Source organism: Leptothoe sp. LEGE 181152, assembly GCF_032906605.1.
Lineage (GTDB): Bacteria > Cyanobacteriota > Cyanobacteriia > Phormidesmidales > Phormidesmidaceae > Leptothoe > Leptothoe turfae.
Window position 1 is genome coordinate 615236 of record NZ_JASATU010000017.1, and the last position, 22870, is coordinate 638105.

A 22870-nucleotide genomic window follows, 5' to 3' on the forward strand; every position below is an offset into this window, starting at 1 on the left:
AACATTCTTGAAACGGATTTTTTTATATTGAAAACGGATTTTTTCCCTTGTCTTTTATCCGTTGCTTCACCGTATTTTTAAAATGGACTATTGTGCCAATGTTAGCGTTCGACGCATCAGAAGAATCGTTAAAAAGGCCACCGCTACACCTACTCCGAAAACTCCTTGATAACCGATTGCTGAAGCAACTACACCACTCATACCAGCCGCCATAAAGCTACCCAGATAAACAATGGATGTTTGAGCCGTATAGTCTGTTCCTGGAGCTGCCAATTGACTTTTATCCATCATGACAGTGGATGACACCGTAAAAGTAGCACCACTAGCAAAACCAGTTACTATGGTGACAAAATGGAGAACTAATTGATGACTAATACCCGATGCAGGCAACAGGTATGTCAAAATAGCAATCATTTGTACTCCCCCAAAAAAGATTAGAGAGCGCTTTCGCCCCATGGGCACCACGAGCAATCCTGATATCACAGCGCCTGCAATGCTAGCGCCATTGCCAACTACTCCCAAGAGCCAACCGATATCAGCCAATGACAACCCAATATCCACCAAAAGGGGGCGAAACATGCTATCCGCCATGGTGCCACCAATAAGATATAACGTGAGTAGCATCAGCCAACGCCACACCCCAGGACGACGATAAAAATTGGCCAGATCCATCCAAATAGGTGCTTTATGAGCTACCTTTGAAGAATGTTCCCGATATTGCAATATCGGGAAAAGTGCAACTACTATAATCAATGCCAGGGCAAGCAGACTATTTCGCCAGCCCCACTGATTGAGTAAAACCAGCATGGCACCGCCCCCCAACATCGCCCCCAAATAATTACCTGTCATTTGGATGCCGTTGCCCCAGCCTCTCTCGGTTGGAGTTAGTAGCCTCACTGCCAAAGCATCTGTGGCAATATCTTGGCTAGCAGCTAATGTGGCCATAAGCATCAGTAACCCAAACAACAACATAAAATTGGTTTGGAAGCTTACAAATGCACAGAGGGCAGCCACACCCGCTAACAGTAATTGAAACGTAACAATCCAAAAACGGTAATGTCCCCAGCGGGTATGGCCATAGCGATCAATTAAGGGAGACCAAAACACCTTCAGCAACAAAGGCAGCGCTAGCAGATAAACCAGCCCAATGAACTCCAAAGACACCCCCTGTTGGCGCATAAAAACAGGCAACGCCTGGACAAAAAACATCAGCGGAATGTACTGCGAAATATACAGACTGCTCAAGAGGAGTAATTTACGGCCCCGTCTGTGACTGTTCATTTAGAAATTAGACTTGAACTGAACACCATAGGTTGCTGGAGCACCAAAGGAACCTGCCCGTTGCCCACCGATATCAAAGCCTTGAATAATATATCGAGTATCAAAAAGATTATTGACAAAAAGATACACCCCATACTGATCAAATTCATATCCCAGACGAGCATTTATCAATGCATAGGCATCTTGTTTCAAAGTATTAGCCTCATCAAAAAATGTCTTGCCAACACCCTGCAATTCTAACCGGCCAAACAATCCAAACGGTGCTCGATACTGAGCTGCTACATTGTAGGTCAACTCGGGGGCATAGGGTAGGCTGTTGCCATCAAAATCAACCCCCGTATTGGCGTCAGTGAAGTTGGTAAATTCAGCATCAACCAAACCTAATCCCGCTAGCAAATCCAAACCTTCAAGGGGCGTTGCCCTTATATCAAATTCCAAACCCGTGATACTAACATCGGCATTGTTTACACTATCAGTAAATAAGGTGATTGGATTAAATGTAGCCACCTGATAATTGTCGACGGGATTATGAAAAAGAGAGAGATTGACCCCTAGACGATCATCAAACCAAGTAGTTTTAGCCCCCACTTCAAAGTTCCAGGAGCGCTCAGCATCAAACACTAGAGAAGCCTCACTGCCATCTGCAAAAACATTGACACCAGCCGGACGGTAGCCCCGTGAAATGCTGCCATACAGGGTAGCCTCTGGACTCAACCGGTAGTCAATAGCAAAGCGTGGTAAAAGTGCATCAGAACTTTGATCGACATCTTCAAATGTAGCCAAGGGAGTGTCAGGAAAACCTGGAACACGAAATACCTGGTCAAAGCGTGAAAGCTCACTGTCGGTATTCTCGTACCTCAGACCGACAGTGAGACTCAACGGATCAATCGGCCGATAGCTAACTTGGCCAAATGTCGCCCAAGTTGTATCGCGAGAATCTGCGGTATTAATACTGCTAGATCCCGGAATGGTCATTGGCCCCAAAACCGCTGCCGCATCATCCCCAAAAATCGACTTAAAGCCATTATTGTCAAACTCTCTAGACTCAAAGTAACCGCCTACAATCCACTGCAGCTGCTCCGCTGCTTCTGGAGATTGCAAGCGTAATTCTTGAGTCCATACGGTTGAATCCAACTTGCTGGTAGATCGCAGTACATCCGCCACTGTTAGATCAACTTCCCCCAGAGCGTCCTGTTCCGAGAAGCGACGGGTGGTAATCGAAGTCACTCGGAAATCTGGCTGGAGATAGGCAACCTTCAAAGATTGACTATTAGTATTGAGATCGCTGAAGCCATTAAAGTCCTGTTCTATGTCAAAGGGATCATCATCCAACAATACTAACGGATAGGCACCATCTTGATAATCTTCCAAGGATGCATTAATGGAAATGTCCCATGCGTCCGTTGGTGTCCACCGTAACTGTGCCCGACCTGTCCCCCCTGATTTCTCATCAAACTCCTCATCTAAAAAGCTGTTGTCATAAAAGCCATCACGCCGTTCAAAGCTACCGGACAGTCGATAAAACAGCTCATCTTCAATAATCGGGCCGCTTACCCCAGCTTGAAGGTCCAGGTTTTCTTCGCTACCGTAGCCGAGGGCACCATTGAACGACAATTCATTCGTCGGTTTGCGAGTGATAATATTGACTACCCCAGCCTGACTACTGCGGCCATAGAGGGTGTTTTGCGGCCCCCGCAAAACTTCCACTTGTTGAAGATCAGGCAGATCAAGGTCAAGGAAACTGCCATAGTCATAGGGCACATCATCAACATAGAAGGCCACCGGATCCCGAGAGCCAAAGTTTTGGTTAGATAGACCACGCATACTGTAAAACGTAAAACTACGGCTGCCAGTGGCCGAAAAAGAGGAAAAGTTTGGGGTATTGCCAGCAATTCCATCAAGGGTGGTAATGTCTCCATCTTCCAGTTCATCTTCAGTGAGCACGGTTAGACTAATGGGAACATCCTGAACAACTTCAGACGTTTTCTCCGCTGTGACCACAATGCGCAGAGTATTTTCCTCAGCCAAGTTATCCGTCGCTGCTTGTACAACGCTAAACAACAGTCCTGTTTCCTCTACAGTGATATCTGCAAATGGAGCTTCACTGACCCCCGAAATAACTACCCGCACCTGACTGTCGGGTTGATTGCTAACACTGACCAAGGCAATGTCATCCGTCAGATCCACTGCTTGAAACTGTTCACCATCCGCCAAAACTAAAACTGCATTTGGAATATCTGCAATCAAATCATTGCCAACAACAGAGGGGGAAACTGGTAACAGTTGCCCTGTCGAGGCTCGTAAAAACAAATCGACACCCGAGTCGGTAGGAACCAGCCGAACATCTGTAATCTGAGTTAAAGTCTCAACTTGAACCGGCACCTCAATATCAGACCTGGGCGACTGAGATAACCAATCTTCGTTAGCTTCTACCGCAGCATCTACTAGACTCACTGTGGAAGACTCTTCATCTAGCCTTGCCGTTAATCCCACGGATTCAGCATGGGCCGTTGAACAAATAAAAATCCATGATAGACCAGCTAAACATAAGCTCTTTAGCAGATACAGTTGTCTCACGTTATTTCCTCACAACACAATAGGGGCAAAAGTATGAAACAGAAAATGAAAATTATTCTCAATACTATGCTGATGTGATGGTAGGACATGCCAATGGCTATGTCCTCTTCAAGGTGGATTTTTTTCTATTGCAAGCGGATCGCACTCTAACTTAAGAACGGAGTTTGTAGCATCTAGGGGACATTCCGAATTTTTTCTTAAATGCAGCACTAAAAGATGTCGCACTGGTATAGCCGACCGCTTGAGCCACTTCTGTCACCGTTGAATAACTTGCCTCCAGCAACGTTCTTGCTCGCTCCATCCTGTGATGATACAAACAGCCAAATGCGGTAGTACCAAACACCTGACGAAATCCTCGCTTTAACTTATAATCATTGAGTCCAACCTGCTGTGCTAGCTCAATCAAAGACGGAGGGTTTACCAAATTACTCAGCAGTACTTCCTTAGCGTAATGAATTCGATCAACTTCATCCGACTTTAAGGGAGACTGGAGCTGAGTTGAACTATCTGCCGAACGATTTAAAGGCAGTTGCAGAGCAATGAGTTCAAGCGCCCGACCTTCTAGATACAACCGGCGTGTTACTCCTTGGTAAGGACAATTTAAAGTCTGTTCTGCTGCTTGAAATACAGCTTGAGACATGGTTTGGATTCTTGATAGAGGAGTTGCCCTTTGCCCCTGCAAAATAGTTTGCAAGTCCCCAGAAATTTGATCAGTCTGATCAGCCACTAGGGCTTTTAATGTAGAGATTCCAGCAATAACTTCAACATGAATGATGGGTTGACGTGGCTGATATTCAATCCACTGCCCGCAGCGTGCAGCAAAACTCACTCTATTTTGTCTCGGAGTGAGATGATACCCATCTTTAAGGGGTGAAAAATCGCCTCTAACATACCCTGACAGAGATGACTTAAACCCAATTACCTCTCGGTAAAACTGATTTGAGACCTCTACAGTAAAAGGCTCGGGAAACTCAAGATACTCTATCGATATTTCTAAACCCGGCCGCAGCCTAATTTGTCGCCAATACCCCTTACCGACTCGAGGTGATAGCTCTAACACTGCATCAGTGGAATCTAGCTGCACACACGAACCAATCTTCTGCCCCCATTCTGCAAATAAATTATCAACGTTTTTAGCAGAAAAGCTCACTTGCATGCATAAGGCCTCCAGCTAGATTATTTTGCCTGCCAAAATGGCAACCCCATAACAGCGTTGCCATTTTTAATCCGTCTATAGAATCCTACAATTATTTTTTATTATTGACAATTAATTTCAATAATAAAAATTCTAGACCATAAGAGCTATAACCTTTATACATCAAAGTTTTGAGCGAATGTACATATGTATTAATTGAAAGTATGGTTATTTAATGAACTAATAGGATAGTCATTTAATAAACTAATAAATTGAGATTTTTTCATCATTCCAAAAGGAAAACCTTTTGGTTTTTCAAAACTCACCCTAAAGATACATTCACTCTCTAGGGTGCCTATGAAAGGACTGCAATAGTCGGATTCTCATGTACTGAACCTGTGTAAGAGGGTTCTGCCAATGCGTCCGACCCACTGAAAGGATCGCAACGAAGTCAGTGAAAAATGAGAACAACCGTACTTTTTAAAAAATAGGTGTTGAAAATCACACAGGAGTGTGCTAACAATTAGGTGTAAGTCATTTTTCTGAGAATCTTTCGCAATAACTGCTATCAATCAGTAGGTATTGATGCAGTTTCTCCATCTTCAGATGACTGCAATGTTTTCAGGACTTACTCAAAAGCTTTCCAGTTTTAGAGAGTTTATTGCTCTAAGGTTGAAAAGGTTTGAGGATAGAAAGAATATCGGACAACAGAGTGCTGGCGCAGTATAGTTACGCTATACTGTCACCTCACCATTTTTGGGTGATCTAGAAGTATAACACTCTTTACAAGTTATACATCCTGGCTTTGAAAGTTAACTATTTCGCCCAACCAAATAAGTTTAAGGTTGTCAACCAGCATCTTTAATGTGCTGTAGGCCGTTTCTTATTCAAGGTTGTTTGTAATACGGTTCAGGAGGAATAAATAGTACGTCCTTCAGCTGATTGATTTTTTAGTGCTAGAGTATCTGCTTAACAATTATGTTGACAGATATTCGAATGGTGAAGTGTTGTTGATATATGGTGTGTCGGTAAGTCGAAGCAACTAGTCAATTTTTAAGATGTGTTTAATTAGATGAGTACTCAGCAGACAATCAATTCTCTCATGGAGATTCTGGGTGAATTGGGCATTCCTCCAGATAAGATGAAGCCAAGTTCCCTTATTTATAAGGATCTACAGTTAGATTCAACGGAAGTTGTTGAGTTTTCTCTAGCATTGAAACGCCATTTCGGTGTTGGGGTTAAGTTGGAGACTCGTCAAGATAAGACGTTGGAGGAAGTTAGCACCTTGGTCGATTTAGCAAAGGCTCAAGATGCAGGCTAAATAGTTTTTTGCATCCTTTAGAGGATAAAAGATGTGCAATCACAATGCCTTAAGGAGAAACCTTTTTGTTTCTTAGCTCACCATCCATGCTTTGAAGTTAAGGGGCTTGGTATTGACTTAGTCTCTCCAACTAGGATCGCCAGATTGATTGAGCGTTATGCTGATAGCAGTCTTGGCCTTCTATTTACATTGAACGAGCTGCAGTATTGTCGCTTGGCCAGCGATCCTAATTGGGCTTATGCAGTCTGTTTTGGTGCTAAAGAAGCTATCGGTAAAGCCCTAGCCACCGGCCTTGCCGAGATTGATTGGAATGAAATTGAGACAAATCCTAACGGGCAACAACTAACAGTTTGTTTGCACGGACAAGCCAGAGTTCGCGCGCAGAAACTCAATATACAGCGTTGGTTCCTGAACTGGTGGCATTTAGAAGCTTACGTTTTAGTTCATGCGGTGGCCATTGGAATAGTTAAATCAGGGGAATAGTTTTCTATGATAGGTACCTACCAAAAATTACCTGATGCTTTTAATCTTGCTGCTTACTTGCTTGAAAACAATTTCAATCGAGATTGTCGTGACAAGGCTGCCTTTTATAGCAAGTCTGCAGTTTATACCTATACACAGGTTAGTAGTCTGGTAAAACGTAGCGCGCAAGTATTGTCCGAGCTAGGCATAGAGCAAGAAAACCGAGTGGCCATTCTACTCGAGAATAGAGTTGAGTGGATATTTTTCTTTTTGGGTGCCATTTGGTTGGGAGCCATACCAGTTCCGATCAATCCTGCTTGCTCTTTGGAGGATGTGGACTATATTCTTCAAGATTCTCGAAGTAGGGTTCTCTTAACAACTCAGGCATGGCAAGAAAAGATCAGTATTACCTCGCTGAGTTATTTGCGTCATGTTTTACTTGTGGATGGGAAAAATCCGTTTCTATCCATAGTTGAACAAAGGCAAGAATCGACAGTTCATGCATCGACATCTCCTGATGAGGCGGCCTTCTGGCTTTATACATCGGGTAGTACGGGTCGTCCTAAGGGCGTAATTCATGCCCATCAAAATTTTCTTTTTTGTGCCCAGCATTATGGCCAAGAAACGATTGGGTTAACCCAAGATGATATTATCTATTCCGTAGCCAGTATGGCTTTTGCCTATGGTTTAGGCAATAGTCTGTATTTACCTATGACAGTAGGTGCTGGCTCAATTTTGTCTGATGCTAGCAATGCCTTTGACATTGTTGATGATGTTCAATATTTTCGACCAACGGTTTTCTTCGGAATACCAAGCGTATATGCCAATATATTAGAGATAGAGGAAATCTCTAATTTTAATGTGTCGTCGTTGCGTCTGTGTATATCGGCGGCAGAGCAGCTTCCTAAAAGCATTTGGCAGAAGTGGCTTGATGCTCACCATCTAGAGATTTGTGAGGGAATTGGTACCACTGAATTGCTCTATATATTTCTCTCTAATCAGCTAGGTAAATCAAAGCCAGGCAGTTCTGGACAACCTTTGCCGGGATACGAGGTGCAAGTTGTGGATGAAAATGGATTACCTTGCTCCATTGGAGAAATTGGCGAGTTACAAGTGAGTGGTCCAAGTTTAATGTTGGGGTATTGGAATCGATTACAGGAAACACGTAAGGCAATCAGCGGTTCTACGATGAGAACTGGAGATCGATATAGGCGTGATCGTGACGGATTTTTCTGGTTTGTTGGGCGCAAAGATGAGCTATTTAAAGTAAATGGCCAATGGATTTCGCCATTGGAGATAGAAGATGTCTTACATCAGCATCCACAAATCCATGAGGTAGCTGTTACGTCCTCCGCTGAACAAGGTGAAAAATTGACTGAAGTTGTTGCCTATATTAGGCTCAAATCTCAACAATCATCTACCCTGGAGTTAGAAAGAACCATTTATCAGTTTGCTAAACAACGCTTACCACATTTTAAAACACCTAAGCGAATCTACTTTTTAGATAGCTTACCTCGTACATCCACGGGCAAAATCCATCGTCAACAGCTAAAAAATAAGTTAGCTAATGATGAAGCACTCGCCATTTCCCATTAACTTTTCTACTGAATGTCATTGACAGTAGGACAAGGTTTAAACCATTGACAAATGACGTGCAAATCTAATTAGGAGTTCTCCCATGGTATTAGAATTCAAACCCTCAACTAAGTATTATGAAACATTCATTCCCGGTACAAGAGAACCAACCGTTGTCTTAAATAACCTCCTTCAAGCGGGCATTTTTTCTAAATACGCCATGTATGTGGCAAACGATGAAACCCGTATTGCTGGTGGTGAATTGGCGAGGGTTTCGGTAAGTCAGCAGGAGGTTTCACTAAAAGGCTTAGATATATCCAAATCGGAACCCATTAGCGATCCCCTGAAACAAGTTGAGGATCTTCTGAATTCTTTAGCCCTTGAAAATTGGACAGCCTATGGTTATGTTGCCTTTGACATCACTCGTTTCTACTCTTCATATTCGAAGTCAATTAGTCAACCGCTTTGCCACTTCCTCATTCCTGAAACCGAATTGCATTTTACTAAGGAAGGAGTAAAAATCAAGACAACACAATCCCTAGAAAAAGTTAGAAATCAGCTGTTTGTTGATGCTGACCTACCCAACCTTGAGTCAGTATCACTCACCCTTGATAGTGGCGATCAAGAAACATATCAAAAGTCAGTCAGTGAAATGATTGATGCTATTCGAGGGGGACATTTACATAAGGCGATTATTGCACGGTCGCGTGAATTTACTGGGAATTTAGATGTTTTAGGCACTTATATAGTGGGGGCCAAGGTTAATAATGCAGCTCGTTCTTACTGTCTGGATTTTGAGAATATACAGGCTGTTGGATTTAGCCCTGAAACACTGATAGAAGTGAGCCAAGATGGTTTTGTGACAACTAATCCTTTAGCTGGAACTCGGCCACGTGGGAATACCCTTGAGGAAGATTTAAAATTGAGTGCTGAGTTGTTTACCGATGCTAAAGAGGTTAAAGAACATGCGTTGTCTGTTTGGTTAGCACAGGATGAAATTACGGCTATTTGCTTGCCAGGAACAATTCAGATTTTCAACTTTATGGAGGTTAAGCGATATCGCTGCGTACAACATCTGTCGTCCAGGGTCGGTGGTCAGCTGCAACCAGATAAGACATTCTGGGATGCTTTGAAGGTTTTATTTCCAGGTATTACGGTTTCTGGTATCAATAAGGGTAAAGCCCTGGAATGGATTGATCGCCTAGAGTCTCAACCTAGAGGTATCTATGCTGGTGGAATTGGCTGGGTGGATAGTTGTGGTAGAGCAGACTTAGCGATCGCAATTCGCTCTGCCTATCAATATGGAGACCGTATTTATTTAAATGCTGGTGCCGGAATTGTTGCTGAATCAGTTCCTGAGAAGGAATATACCGAGTCAGTCAACAAAATGAATACCATGCTCACCAATTTAGTACTCAAGCCTTAGATAACACGTGCTACCAATGGAAATGCCGGAAATGATGATAGATATCGAACGGCAAATTTCTCAAAGTTTATCTGATGGTCACCCTAATTATTCTAATGTGGTGAGTCACGGCATTTATCTAGTAGACATTAGTCGTTTCCAACTACTGAGGGATCAGCTAGGTAAATCGCTAGAGCAGCATTGTTTCACAGAACAAGAGCAGCGTAATGCATTTGTAGGTACTCGCCGTTTACATTTTTTTGCAGGTCGTTTGGCCGGGAAAAATGCAGTCGTCAGAGCACTGGGTCGAGATAATGTTCCTGAAAATTCTTGGCAAAGCATTGATATTCAGAAACTGCCCAGTGGTCAGCCATTAGTGGTTCTCAAGGGCGAAGTTCAGAACGTTGCACGTCAGCTGGGGATTAAAACTTGGTTGTTAAGTATTAGTCACACATCGACTTATGCCATCGCAAGTGCGATCGCCCTTAGTTCAAGGTGAAAAACAAGTTCAATACGAGTGACTACGCTATGTGCCATAACACCATGAACTCTTATTAGAACAAAGAGCTTGATGTCATCATCTTTCCTGTCTAGTCCATGGATTCTATCCATTTTTCAATGAATTTGTTCAAAGACAACGTGATTATGTGAGTGTAAACGTGTTCCATGACTGTCTATCAATCAGGAATTAGCTCACTGGCGGTGAGTTTTCCTAAGACTATTCGCACCAATGATTATTGGCGACAACAGTATCCTGAGCTGATTCCTCAGCCGCGTGATCGACGGGTGAGAAAATCTATTCAAGAAAATCCTACGCTAAACAATTTGGATATTTGGTCTCGGGCTGTTGCTCCGTATTTATCGGATCCATTTCGAGGCAATGTTGAACGAAGAGTCATCGATGAGCATGAGTCTTCGCTGATGTTAGAGTGCGCGGCTGCAAAAGCTGCCTTAGATGCTAGCAAGCTTGCATCAAATCAGATTGATCTGATTGTTGTTAGTTCACTTTTCTCTAAAGGTGCAGGTGGGGGCAATGCAGTAGCTCTTGCTAATCAGTTAGGACTCAGTGTTCCTGCCTGGAATTTAGACTCAACCTGTTCCGGAGCTTTAATCGCTCTACAGAATGCCTGTGCTTTAGTTCAGACAGGGGAATATGCCAAGGTGTTAGTTGTCGCTTCTCACTTTGGCTCCCATGCTGTCGAACCATCGGATACGCTGGCTTGGTCCATGGGTGATGGTGCGGGGGCTTTTGTGGTTGAGGCTTTAAAGCCAGGTCAGGGATTGCTCGGTAGTAAAGTCGTTAATACGGCATCTACCTGCGGTGCCTATACCCACGAATTGGTCATTGATCAAGCAGGTAACCCACGCTATCTCACTCGTACAGGTGAGAATATGAGTATGTTAGCGGCAACAGCTGTCGATTTTGTCCACGACTGCTGCACAGAAGCGATTAAAGCAGCAGGAGTCACCCTAGAGCAGATTGACTATTTTGCGTTTAATACTCCCACACCATGGTACAGCCAGGTGTGTGCCCGAGCCTTGGGCATTAATTCAGAACGTGTGATTAATCTTTATCCACGCTATGCCAATATCGGACCTGTTTATCCCATCGCCAATCTTTACCATGGGGTCCTGGACGGTAAAATTTGCGAAAATGATTTGGTCTTAGTTTATAGTAATGGAGCTGGTGCAACAGCTGCTGCTATGGTCATTCGCTGGGGGTGTACGGCGCTAGGTCCGGCTCCGGCTCCTCCTATGCAAGTTGTTGTAGAGCAAGAGAAACCTGAGCACCTTCAGCAGTGTGCCCCTCAGCCAGTTTCTCTAATTAGTGGCAAGAAAGAAGCTCAAGTCCATCCTTATCGGGAGAAAATTCTAGCTGCTGAATCAAAGGCTCAAAGACCTCTCTTGGAAACTTACCTGTTAGAAATCCTCAGGGAATTGTTGCAGCATCCTGATCTTCACCTCGAATCGGATGAATCTCTTAGATATTTAGTTGACTCTTTAATGGCTTTAGAAATCAAGCGAAGAATTGAGTTTGATCTGGGCATTCAAGTTCCCATAGCCAAGCTATTCCAGAACGACGAGATTACGCTGTTAGCAGGATTTATATTGAATCAATTGATTGTTAATAATTTAACTACTCAGAGTTCTAGTTCTGATGCTGAAGAAGATTTACAAGAAATTATTCTTTGACATTCAATAATTCAAACAGGGAGCAATCAGGGGGAGAAGCGATGGATTTACAGCAAATGTTACTGGAGCTTTCTGAATTAGGTGTAAAGCTATGGATAGACAAAAATAATAAGTCACAACTACATATTCGTGCCCCGCAAGGAGTACTTACCCCAGAATTGAAAAAACGTATAGGACAGCAGAAGTCGGAGATTCTGGACTTATTGGGTAACGCTACTCTCGATACCGTTACCCATGCATTACCCTCTGTGAATCCTGCCCCTCAGGACCATCATCAGCCTTTTCCTTTAACAGATTTACAACATGCTTTTTGGATTGGCCGTAGTGGTCTGTTAGAACTTGGTGGTGTCTCTAACCATGGTTATTACGAAATTGACGGTGACAATCTAGATATCGTCAGGCTTAATCAAGCACTGAATCAGGTGATTCGCAGACATGATATGTTACGAGCCGTCGTCATGTCGGATGGCCAACAGAAAATCTTAGAGGACGTACCTGCTTATCAGATTAAGGTAATTGACTTAAGGTCACAACCGATGGACCAAGTTGATGCTCACGTTAAAACCACCCGAGATCAGCTTTCTCATCAAGTGTTGCCAGCTGATCAATGGCCCCTATTTGATTTTCGGGCAACCTTACTACCAGAACAGCGAGTTCGATTACATGTTAGTTATGATTTACTTATCTTTGATGCATGGAGTTTATTTCTCCTCTTTGACGAGTGGTTTAAGCTTTATGAAAATCCTGAGCTAGCCCTGCCTGCATTGGAATTATCCTATAGAGATTTTGTCTTAGGTGAGCAAAAAATATCACAAACCAACTTGTACGAACGCTCTCGTCATTATTGGCTCTCACGGCTAGATAATTTTCCTGGGCCACCGGATTTACCCCTCACTCAAAACCCTAAGGACCTAAAGCAATATCGATGCCAGCGTTATGAAAGTCGATTAGAGTCCCAAGATTGGCAACAGTTACAAAAGCTGGCAAAACAAGCTGGTTTAACGGCAACAGGCATATTGTTGGCTAGTTTTGCTGAAGTCTTGGGGCGATGGAGTAAAAAGCTACAGTTTGTGATTAATGTTGCTTCTTTTAATCGTTTACCGTTGCACTCGCAAATTAGTGAGATTCTAGGGAACTTTACCTCGGTTACGCTGTTGGCTGTTGATAATGCCCAAGGTAAATCTTTTCGTGAACGTGCACAGTCTATTCAACAACAGCTATGGCAGGACCTAGAACATAGCTATTTTAATGGGGTGCGGGTCACTCGAGAGCTAAACCAGAGGGAGCATACTACCCCCAAAGCCATGCCTATTGTGTTCACTAGCACGTTAGGCATGGAAGCATTGGGCCAAAAAATGGCTACGTTTAACCACTTTGGTCAGCTGGTTTATGGGAGTGCCCAGGCATCTCAAGCTTGGATGGATATTCAAGTTTGGGATGAACAAGGGACTTTAACGTTTAACTGGGATGTGGTTGAGGAGCTTTTCCCTGTAAATCTAGTTGGTGATATGTTTGAGGCTTATTGTGCCTTGCTAGAGCAACTAGCTACTGACACAACTGTTTGGGGTAAGGCGAGTCTACAGATTCTGCCGCAGCCGCAGTTGGCGCAACGAGATAAACTCAATAGCAGAGCTATTGGTGATGCTTCCATTGCTAAAGCAAGTATTACTACGTCAGAATGGTTACATACCTTATTTATTAAGCAAGTCCGTCAGCAAGCTCAACACTGTGCGGTCATTGACCAAACCTGTACCCTAACCTATCAACAACTCTATAGTCTTGCCCATGAGGTCGGTCATCGTCTCAGAGTGATTGGGGTTAGACCTAACCAGCTGGTGGCCGTAGCCATGGAAAAAGGATGGGAACAAATTGTTGCTGTTCTAGGTATTTTGATGGCTGGTGCAGCCTATGTACCGATTGATCCTGGCTGGCCTGATCAGCGTCGAGCCTATCTTTTGGACAATAGTGGAGCACAGATTGTTCTGACTCAGTCCTGGCTAAATGAAAAAATCTCTTGGCCCACAGGGATTCATATTATCAACCTTAATAGGTTGAATCGTGAAGACTGTTATGGGCAGTCACTGCCACCGCTTGAACCGGTACAGACAATTGATGATCTGGCCTATCTCATCTATACGTCAGGCTCTACGGGCACGCCCAAGGGGGTCAAAATTAGCCACCGTGGTGCAGTTAATACGATTTTAGATATTAATAGGCGGTTTTCAGTGGGGACGTGCGATCGCATTCTAGCCCTATCATCCCTCAGCTTTGACCTGTCGGTTTACGACATCTTTGGCACGTTGGCCGCAGGGGGAACCATTATTCTGCCTCAGGCCTCACAACTCAAGGAGCCAGACCACTGGATAGATTTAATTAGCCAACACCAGATCACCCTTTGGAATTCTGTGCCAGCCCTGATGCAAATGCTGGTTGATGCTACAAGCAACCACACGGCTATACTCAGCTCCCTACGTTTGGTATTGTTAAGTGGAGACTGGATTCCCCTCACCTTACCACCTCACATTCAAACCCTCGTGTCTGATGTCCAGGTTATTAGCTTAGGCGGAGCAACGGAAGCCTCTATTTGGTCTCTTTTCTACCCCATTCATACTGTAGAGCCAACCTGGAAAAGTATTCCCTATGGTCGTCCTCTAACAAATCAGAGCTTCCACGTACTCAATCAGCGATTAGAACCTTGTCCCACATGGGTACCAGGAGATCTCTACATTGGCGGTGTGGGTCTCGCCCAAGGATACTGGCAAGATGAATCTAAGACCAATGCTAGTTTTATCACCCATCCAGACAGTGGCGAACGACTTTATCGTACAGGTGATTTAGGTCGTTACCGACCCGATGGCGATATTGAATTTTTAGGCCGGGAAGACTTTCAGGTAAAACTAGGGGGTTATCGCATCGAGCTAGGAGAAATTGAGGCAGTTTTAGGGCAACATCAGACCGTTAATCGGGCTTTAGTCAGCGTAGTCGGCAAACAACTCAATGAAAAGCGGTTAGTCGCTCATATCGTTCCACATGGGAGCATTGCAGTAGATGAACTCAAGCAGTTCGGAAGGGAGCATCTACCTGACTACATGATTCCATCAGTGTTTGTGATTGTTGAAGCGTTACCCTTGTCAGCTAACGGCAAAATAGATCGTCAGGCACTCTCATTACCTAACGACATGGTGTCGGGGTTAACAGTTGACTATATTGCCCCTCAAAATGAACTTGAAAAAACAATTTGTGAGATCTGGAAAGACACCTTAAATATAGAAAAGGTAGGAGTAGATCACAACTTTTTTGAGGTTGGTGGTAATTCACTACTGATTACCGCAGTTTTCAATAGACTAAAAGAATGTTTAGTCAATGAGGTAGAATTAATATCACTATCCGATTTGTTCAAGTATCCCACAATTCATACGTTAGCTGACTATCTGTCGGCCGAGCATCGTTCAGCGTCGATTTCTCCAACAAGCAAACCGTTAGACAAGCAACAAGTAGCGATTAGTCTCAGTGAAGGTAAACAGAGACTTAAGCAACAGCTACAACGCGCTAAAGCTATTAAGATCAAGACAAGCAAATTCCAAAACTAATTGTTAAGGGTGACTCGATAACAATAGTCCTAATAATTGTGCTTGTAAGCGCATATTTTGCTTCTTCTTCAACCATCTACACTTCCCAAAGTGTAATAACCACAACCCGTATTATTCCATCTACCCCCATAAAAAATGCCATGGCAGTTGAGCAAAATGGTTTAGAGGTCGCCGTCATCGGTTTGGCTGGTCGCTTTCCTGGTAGTCGTAACATTGAGGCTTTTTGGCAAAATTTGGTGGCAGGACAAGAATTTGTCTCGATTTTCTCAGAAGACTCTTCAGCCGACTCAGTCAAGGCTGCGGCCATATTGGAGGATATCGATCTCTTTGATGCCTCTTTCTTTGGTATCAATCCTAGGGATGCTGAAATCATGGATCCCCAGCATCGCCTCTTTTTAGAATGTGCCTGGGAAGCATTGGAAAATGCGGGCTACGATCCTGAACAGGAAATGGCCACCATTGGTGTCTATGCGGGCGTTGGTAGAAGCACCTATCTGTTGTATAACCTGTTGCCGAACCATTTGCATCAAACGATGGGATATTTTCCCATCCTACTGGCCTCTGATAAAGACTACGCACCCACACGTGTTTCCTACAAATTAAATCTCAACGGTCCCAGCATCAGCGTTGGCACGGCCTGCTCCAGTTCGCTGATAGCTGTAAATTTGGCCTATCAAAGTCTGCTCAGTGGCGAATGTGATATGGCCTTGGCAGCTGGGGTTTCCATCAAAGCCCCCCAAAACGCCATGACCCTATGTCCGGAGGGAGTTTCCCCCGATGGACATTGTTGGGCCTTTGATGCCCGTGCCAACGGTCCCGTTGGAGGCAATGGGGTGGGAATTGTTGTGCTCAAACGGTTGTCAGAAGCGTTGGCCGATGGAGATTATATCTATGCTGTGCTCAAGGGCATGTCTGCCAACAATGATGGAGCTGTCAAGGTGAGCTACACCGCTCCCAGCGAACTGGCTCAGTCGCGAGTTATTCAGTCTGCTCAACTAATGGCAGAAGTAGAGCCAGAAACTGTCACCTATGTGGAAACCCATGGCTCTGGCACAAAGTTGGGGGATCCCATTGAAATTGCAGCGCTTACCCATGCATTTGCCACTGAAAAAAAGGGATATTGTGCCTTGGGTTCAGTTAAAACCAATATTGGTCATTTGGATGCTGCCGCAGGAATCACAGGGTTAATTAAAGCTGTGCTCTGTTTAGATCGTAAATGTATCCCTCCGAACGTTAATTTTGAGACACCTTCTCCCCAAATTGATTTTGACAATAGCCCTTTCTTTGTTAATACAACGTTATCGGAATGGAAAACCAATGGCACTCCTCGCCGTGCAGGGGTAAGTTCATTTGGCTTTGGTGGAACCAATGCCCATGTGGTTTTGGAAGAAGCTCCTCAGAGTGCTTTGGTAGATCGGGAACAGTCGACTGATGAGGATAGTCCCTGGCAGTTACTACTTCTATCGGCTAAAACAGAGGCCGCTTTAGAGCAAAGTACAACAAATTTAATTCAGTATCTACAGCAGCATTCCCAGGTTGATCTAGCAGATGTTGCCTACACATTACAACGGGGTCGCCAGAACTTTTCCCATAAGAGAGCAGTGATAGCCCGGTCAGTCGAAGATGCGATCGCAGCTTTACAGGATCCAAAACGCATCTTAACTACGGAACAAGCCATTCAAAAACGCCCGATTGCCTTCATGTTTACAGGCTTGGGCAGTCACTATGAAGACATGGCTAAAGAGCTTTATCACATTGAGCCTATCTTTGCCCAACAGATCGACAACTGCTGCCAAATTTTAGACCCTCTCTTAGGGATAGATTTAAGAGAGATTATTTTTCCACCCCAAAGCGCTGAGTCCACAGACACACCTGCTGTCATCTCCGACGCTACCGCTCAAGCGCCTAAACTTGATTTGCGTCAGATGCTGGGTCGCGATCGCCAGGCTGATGGCAAAGATACCAGTGTACTCAACCAAACTCACTTAACCCAACCTGCTATTTTTGTCATTGAGTATGCCCTGGCAAAACTGTGGCAATCTTGGGAGATTCACCCCAGTGCCATGGTGGGCTATAGCATTGGTGAGTATGTTGCTGCGACCCTTGCCGGCGTCTTATCTCTGGAAGAGGCCCTGACACTCGTAGCTAAACGGGCCGAGATGATTGCCCAACTGCCCCCCGGAGCCATGTTAGCAGTGCCGCTTTCAGCAGAAGCTGTACAGCCCCTGCTGAATGAGAGAATATCCCTCTCGGCGGTGAATGGTGCAACTCAATGTGTAGTTGCCGGAGAACCAGACGCCATCGATCAACTACAAACGCAGTTAATTGAACAAGGACTGGCCTGTCGACGGTTACAGTCTTCCCATGCGTTCCATTCCCATATGATGGAAGCTATTGTGCCAGAATTTAGGACATTGGTTGCGGGGTTTAACTTGCAGCCCCCCAATATTCCCTACGTCTCTAACCTTACTGGAACCTGGATCACACCAGACCAGGTTACAAATCCGGACTATTGGATACAGCATCTCTGCCAACCAGTGCAGTTTGCCGATCAGGTACAGGCACTATGGCAAGAGCAACAGCCAATTCTTTTGGAAATTGGGGCTGGACAAACCCTCAGTAGTCTCGCGTTACAGTGCCTAGATCAGGCCGCTGCCTCTGAAAAAATTGCCCTTGCCTCGCTGCGTAATGCCTATGAATCCCAATCAGATAAAGCCTTTATTCTTAATACTGTGGCCCAACTCTGGCTAGCAGGCGTTGATATCGATTGGTCAGCTATCTCAGCCCAGCACAAGCGCTACCGCATTCCCCTACCTACCTATCCATTTCAGCGTCAGCACTATTGGGTTGATGCTCCAGATGAGTCATCTACACAGTCACGATTGACTACGCCAGAATTTTGGCAATCGCTTGTATCCATCGCACAGGGCAAGGCGTTAGATGGTGTCCAAACGTTAGATAGCCATACTCATGCAAATTACAGGCAGGCCCTTGATCATCTCTGCATTGCCTATATGAATCAAGCATTCAGGCAGCTAGGGACATTTCAACAACCTACGCAAACTTACACATTAGAGGCGCTGTTCGAACAAACCAGGGTTATTCCCCGCTATCGAGAACTGTTAGCACGGTGGTTAGATGTGTTGGTTGCTCACGGCTGTCTGCAACGGGATGAATCAGGTCAATTTAGCCAATTAGAGCCTTTGGCACCTGAAACAATTAGTCATCGTTTAGCCGATGTTAAAGCTAAGTCTGCTGCTGTAATCTCGCCAGAATGGATCGACGATATTTATCACATTTATGGCATGAATCTGCCAGTTATTCTTACAGGAGAACGACAGCCCCTAGAATTTCACTTCTCCATGCGACTACAGGAAGCAGGGTATACCGTACCAGAGTACCCCTCAATGTCGTATTACGAGCCAATTCTAGTTTCGATCATCCAAACCATTGTGGATGCTCTACCGGCTAATAACAAACTGAGAATTTTAGAGCTAGGGGCGGGTACCGGTAGCGCTACCGAAAAGGTATTGCCACTATTGCCAGCCACCCAAACTGACTATACGTTTACCGATGTTGGCAGTTTTTTCTTGAGTATTGCACAACAGAAGTTTAGTCAGTATTCCTTTATTAATTACGGAGTCTTGGATGTTGAAAAATCACCCCAGGAGCAAGGATATGCGGCCAATAGTTTTGATCTTTTGATTGCATTTAACGTCCTTCATGTTGCCCAGGATATAGATGCTACGGTGAAGTATGCTCGTTCATTACTGGCTCCTGGCGGTATACTCCTGTTGTGGGAAATTACAGAAGCTCGTTTAGAAGCTGACATCATGGATGGCGTCTTGATGCAGCCGATTGCTGATGCAACGGGGCAGCGTAATATGGGCGATCCTTACTTATCTAAACAACAGTGGAAAGACTTATTGACTGTTCATGGATTTGATAACGTTGAAGCCTTTTCAGAGTTTCCTGCGTTTGGTGAGCATATTTTAGTTGCCCAAGCATCTGCCCTAGCAACGCCCTCGGTTCCTCCAGCCTTTAGTCAGCTTAACGATATTCCAGCTGTCTCTTCAGGGAAACAGTCTGTCTCCGATCAGAAGCAGCCAGACATGTCAGACTGGTTCTATACCCCTTCCTGGCAGCGATCACCCCTACCATCCTGGACACCCCAGACCAGTGTAGGGTGCTGGTTAGTATTTATGGATGATTGTGAGTTAGGAGAGCAAATTATCCAGCAGTTGACACCGGAAGAGCATGGGGTGGTTGTCGTTAAAATTGGAGAAGGGTTTGCCAGGGATATTGACCACGACAAGCAGCACACCTATACCATTAATCCACAGCGACCTGGGGACTATCAAACCCTTTTCAATGAGCTGTTGGCACTGAATTTATTACCTCAAAAAATCATCCATTTATGGCTGGTCAATGCAGAAAATGAGCACGAAGTTGCTGAGACCTTAGGATTTTACAGTCTGTTATTTATAGCACAGGCCCTGGGAGAACATAATCTCAAAGACACTCTGGAAATAAATGTTGTCTCCAACAATTTACAAGGTCTAACCGGAACAGAAGATATTTGCCCAGAGAAGGCCTTAGTTTTAGGTCCTTGTCAGGTTATTCCGACCGAGTATCCTCACATCCAGTGCCGTTGTATTGACCTTGTCCTACCTACTACAAAGGGTTATCAACAACAGCAGTTGGTGGACCGGTTACTGATGGAATTTAATCATCCCATCTCCTCTACGCAAATGATTGCGTATCGCGGTTGTCATCGCTGGGTGCAAACCTTTGAATCGATGCATTTGGGGACAGTCAACAAGAAACAATCCAGGTTAAAAAAGAAAGGCATTTACCTGATTACGGGTGGACTAGGAGGTGTGGGGCTAACACTAGCAACCTATCTAGCCGAAAACTTCCAGGCCAAACTGGTTCTAACAGGACGCTCATCCCTGCCAGAGCGTGATAATTGGTCAAATTGGTTAGCCACCCACGGGCAGCAGGAGAGTGTCAGCCTGAAAATTCGTCAAATTCAGCATCTAGAAAGCCTGGGTGCAGAAGTAATGGCTGTGGGTGCTGATGTGACCGATCTAGAACAAATGCAAGCGGTCATTGAGCAGGCCTGTACCCAGTTTGGTCAAATTCAGGGGGTAATTCACGCTGCTTTTGTGCGCGGAGGCGGGATTATACAACTCAAGACTCAAGATGTTGTTGCTGTTGATATGGCACCTAAGGTAAAAGGCATTAGAGTCTTGGAGCAGTTACTTAAAGATAACGAGTTAGATTTTTGGATACTCTGTTCATCTTTGAGAACGTTAAAGCCCGAAGCTGGTCTAGTTGATTACAGCGCTGAAAATTTCTTCTTCGATAGTTTTGCCCATTACGGCACCTATCGATATGGATGGTTTATCAGAAGTGTTGATTGGGATGTTTGGCAGGGGGTTGGCACAGCTGTGACGGTCCAGCAAGAGTATGAGGCAACTGCTGAGGAAGCATTCAGAACTGGTATGACACCTGCAGAAGGAGTAGCGATTTTTGAGCGCATTTTATCAAGTAGTACAGAGCCTCAAGTCATCATTTCAACTCAAGATTTCCTAGCGGATACGGGTGAACAAGAGCTTGCCCGTTTAACGCCCACAAATATTGAAACACTCAAACCCAAATATCAAAGACCTGCTGGCCTTAAAAATGTTTATGTTGCACCCAGCAGTGATTTAGAAAATAAACTGGCTCAGAAGTTTCAAGAATTACTAGGGTTTGAGCAAGTGGGCATTCACGATAGCTTTTTTGCCCTGGGGGGTGATTCTCTAACTGGTAATATTTTAATCAACCAATTACGCGATATTTTTCAGATTGAGATACCCGTTCGTAGCCTGTTTGAGTGTCCTACTGTATCTGAATTAACGGTCCTGATTGAAAATATACTCATTCAGGAATTAGAAGCTTTAGATGAGCAAGAAGCCGAGCAACTTGCTGCCCAACAAGATTGAGCTGCTCTAAGTTAAACGAAAATTATAGTTCATGGAATAATTTCTCATTCATATCCGCATCACTACTTTTTGTCTGCACTTAGTTCTGGAATGACAGTCATGGAAATTAAATCAGTTGGTGTTATTGGTGCTGGTACAATGGGCATTGGTCTGGCCCAAAGTCTGGCTCAAACAGGTCACCAGGTTACGTTACTTGATATTTCTGATGGGATTTTAGAGCGAGCCGAGCTTGAAATCCGCAAAAATCTCCGACTACAGAGCTTTTTCTCAGATTCTACTCGTCAATCTACCGCTAAGTTGAGTACGTCAGATGTTTTAAATCAGGTGCACTTTTCTACAGATTACCAGCAGCTAGAAAGGGTTGAATTTGTTGTCGAAAATGCGACTGAGAAATGGGATATCAAGCAAACTATTTATCAGAAAATAGATTCTATTTGTCCTCCTGAGGCTGTTTTTGCTGCCAATACATCAGCTATTTCCATCACTCGATTTGGTTCAGTCACTCAGCGACCAGAGAGAGTTATTGGCATGCATTTCATGAATCCTGTCCCGATAAAACCTATGGTAGAGGTTATTCGAGGTTATCATACCGCCGAAACAACCATTCAAAGTGCCCAAACACTGCTGCATCAGATGGGAAAAGACTCAATTGTGGTCAATGATGCTCCTGGATTTGTAACCAACCGAGTCATGATGTTGACCATCAATGAAGCTATTTTTATCTTGCAGGATCAAGTTGCTACTGTTTCAGAAATTGATCGCTTATTTAAAGGATGTTTTGGCCATAAGATGGGACCATTAGAGACAGCAGACCTAATTGGACTAGATACGATTCTCTATTCCATTGAGGTTTTGTATGAGAGCTTTAATGATGATAAATATCGCCCCTGTCCGTTGCTAAAAAAATTGGTGGATGCTGGATTACATGGTTGTAAAAGTAATCGCGGGTTTTACACCTATGTGAAAGGTCAAAAGTTGAGTTGATTTATTGTTCAACTAAATATTTTTGGTTTTTCAGTTAAGTATTCAGATTGTTGTTGCTGAGCTAAGTTAGGCAAAATGAAGGAAATAAAAGAAAAGCTCTATGGATTTCTCTCGGAGCACTTTCAAGATTATCAATTACAGGAAGATGAAGACATTTTTGCAACTGGTTTTATTAACTCCATGTTCGCAATGCAGTTAGTTCTCTTTATTGAGCAAGAGTTTCAATTGACCGTCAAAGATGAGGAACTTGATTTTGAAAATTTCAGAACAGTCAATGCGATGACCCAGTTGATTGAGCGAAAAACTAGTCTCCCAGTAGGTCATTAAGATTTTGATGCTTTTCCCATAGGTGATCTA

Annotated in this window: 13 protein-coding genes; 10 read left to right on the forward strand and 3 right to left on the reverse strand. The window is 44.1% G+C overall.

Going from position 1 to position 22870, the window contains the following annotated elements:
• Positions 1-87: 87 nt before the first annotated feature.
• From QGP82_RS10900 to QGP82_RS10910, 3 genes are all read right to left on the reverse strand, one after another.
• A complete protein-coding gene (locus tag QGP82_RS10900) occupies positions 88-1281 on the reverse strand; it encodes an MFS transporter (RefSeq protein WP_499059010.1) in 1194 nt (397 codons plus the stop codon).
• On the reverse strand, positions 1282-3858 hold the full coding sequence (locus QGP82_RS10905) for a TonB-dependent receptor domain-containing protein (protein ID WP_499059012.1): 2577 nt from the start codon (positions 3856-3858) through the stop codon (positions 1282-1284). It lies immediately after the preceding gene.
• A gap of 151 nt (positions 3859-4009) precedes the next feature.
• Positions 4010-5014 carry a helix-turn-helix domain-containing protein gene (locus QGP82_RS10910; RefSeq protein ID WP_499059014.1) on the reverse strand — a complete coding sequence of 335 codons (1005 nt, stop codon included), beginning with the start codon at positions 5012-5014 and terminating at the stop codon, positions 4010-4012.
• A 1051-nt stretch (positions 5015-6065) separates the two neighbouring features.
• Between QGP82_RS10910 and QGP82_RS10915 the strand changes: the two genes are divergently transcribed.
• The 10 genes from QGP82_RS10915 (at position 6066) to QGP82_RS10960 (ending at position 22840) form a co-directional block, all read left to right on the forward strand.
• Positions 6066-6314 carry an acyl carrier protein gene (locus QGP82_RS10915; protein WP_163659383.1) on the forward strand — a complete coding sequence of 83 codons (249 nt, stop codon included), beginning with the start codon at positions 6066-6068 and terminating at the stop codon, positions 6312-6314.
• 33 nt (positions 6315-6347) lie between these two features.
• Positions 6348-6797 (forward strand): holo-ACP synthase, encoded by a 450-nt coding sequence (locus QGP82_RS10920; protein ID WP_499059016.1) that lies wholly within the window; start codon positions 6348-6350, stop codon positions 6795-6797.
• Positions 6798-6803: 6 nt separating this feature from the next.
• A complete protein-coding gene (locus QGP82_RS10925; RefSeq protein ID WP_499059018.1) occupies positions 6804-8372 on the forward strand; it encodes a benzoate-CoA ligase family protein in 1569 nt (522 codons plus the stop codon).
• 82 nt (positions 8373-8454) lie between these two features.
• Entirely contained in the window at positions 8455-9777 is a 1323-nt protein-coding gene (locus QGP82_RS10930; RefSeq protein WP_499059020.1) for a salicylate synthase, read from the forward strand.
• Between the two features lie 31 nt (positions 9778-9808).
• Positions 9809-10255 (forward strand): holo-ACP synthase, encoded by a 447-nt coding sequence (locus tag QGP82_RS10935; RefSeq protein WP_499059021.1) that lies wholly within the window; start codon positions 9809-9811, stop codon positions 10253-10255.
• 167 nt (positions 10256-10422) lie between these two features.
• Positions 10423-11949: a 3-oxoacyl-[acyl-carrier-protein] synthase III C-terminal domain-containing protein gene (locus tag QGP82_RS10940; protein ID WP_499059022.1), complete on the forward strand. Its 1527-nt coding sequence runs from the start codon at positions 10423-10425 to the stop codon at positions 11947-11949.
• A 41-nt stretch (positions 11950-11990) separates the two neighbouring features.
• Positions 11991-15539 (forward strand): non-ribosomal peptide synthetase, encoded by a 3549-nt coding sequence (locus tag QGP82_RS10945; RefSeq protein WP_499059024.1) that lies wholly within the window; start codon positions 11991-11993, stop codon positions 15537-15539.
• Between the two features lie 140 nt (positions 15540-15679).
• On the forward strand, positions 15680-21529 hold the full coding sequence (locus tag QGP82_RS10950) for a beta-ketoacyl synthase N-terminal-like domain-containing protein (protein ID WP_499059027.1): 5850 nt from the start codon (positions 15680-15682) through the stop codon (positions 21527-21529).
• 99 nt (positions 21530-21628) lie between these two features.
• Positions 21629-22513 (forward strand): 3-hydroxyacyl-CoA dehydrogenase family protein, encoded by an 885-nt coding sequence (locus QGP82_RS10955; RefSeq protein ID WP_499059029.1) that lies wholly within the window; start codon positions 21629-21631, stop codon positions 22511-22513.
• 75 nt (positions 22514-22588) lie between these two features.
• A complete protein-coding gene (locus QGP82_RS10960; RefSeq protein WP_499059032.1) occupies positions 22589-22840 on the forward strand; it encodes an acyl carrier protein in 252 nt (83 codons plus the stop codon).
• The last annotated feature ends 30 nt before the right edge of the window (positions 22841-22870 follow it).